Below are 1,019 nucleotides of genomic sequence, written 5' to 3'. Positions count from 1 at the left end.
GCCCCCTTTAACAGAAGACTTGAATTCGAGATAACTTTGTTGTTTACCCTTTAATTTAAATAAAAAAGAAACAGTAACTATATCACTGAAGTGGTAGATGCATTTTCCTTGTTGGGTTATAAACGTCAAGCCAATTTTCTGTTTCCGCCTCTATCCAGTTTCCAAAGTGACCCAAGAATTTCAATATCTCTTCTGAGCTTGATAAGGGGTTGATTGCGTACCAAAGGGCTGTTCTCATCTCTTGCTCTTTTTCAGGATAGTGCTTCGAAAATAGTTCATAGGCTGGGAATAGATCCCTTGTATACGACTCTTCTTGAACAATGACAAGCGCACAACCAGCCCTCACAATAATTCTCATGATCCATGAACAGCAATCCTTAATGTCCTCAATGTCTTCATTTCCCGTTAAATCATGCTTGGCTTTACTAATTAGAGATGTTAAGTGAATGAGGTGTTCGTTCGCCAAGGAGCTGTCGGGTTTATAATCAGGAAGCTTACTTATTAGGTTTTCACCATAAACACAAATTCCATAGGTTTTTAGAATAAAAGGGATCATAGAGCAATATTTTGACTCTTCAACCTCACTTAAAGGGCTGAATCCTAATTCTATACCGTTGATAAAAGAAAATTTTTGATCAATAAATTGTTCCGTCTCCTCCACCCAATTCAGGTCAAGTTCTTGAGGATTGGAATAGGTTACGATTATTACGTCCACATCCGATACACCTTCAATGTCTAACCCTCTTGGCACAGAACCTCTTATGTAAATGCTGTGAATTTCCTTTGGTAAAGCGTAAAGACAGCTTTCCTTTATAAGTTGGATGACTTCTCTGAATTTCTTATTGATATTTTTGTTATCAGACTGGTTTATGATATAGCCTTTGTCGTCTAAAGAACATAAAGATCCTATTTCTTTAATTTCAGTCATACAAGTCCCCATTCCTTTTTCAGATTGTATTTATTAATAAAATGACCTTTTCCCATACAAAAAAAGCATGTCTTATTCAAGATTTGCCCCC

1 protein-coding gene is annotated in these 1,019 nt (G+C 36.5%); it reads right to left on the bottom strand.

The genetic code is table 11. The annotated features are described in order from the left end of the window. Positions 1-82 precede the first annotated feature (82 nt). A complete protein-coding gene (locus ACGTN9_RS20995; RefSeq protein WP_085507300.1) occupies positions 83-928 on the bottom strand; it encodes a nucleotidyltransferase domain-containing protein in 846 nt (281 codons plus the stop codon). Positions 929-1,019: the final 91 nt, after the last annotated feature.

Origin of the sequence: Halobacillus sp. B23F22_5 (genome assembly GCF_043497085.1) — a bacterium.
Classification (GTDB): Bacteria; Bacillota; Bacilli; order Bacillales; family Halobacillaceae; genus Thalassobacillus.
Note: the sequence above shows the minus strand (reverse complement) of the source record. Positions and strands in the feature narration are given on the sequence as shown.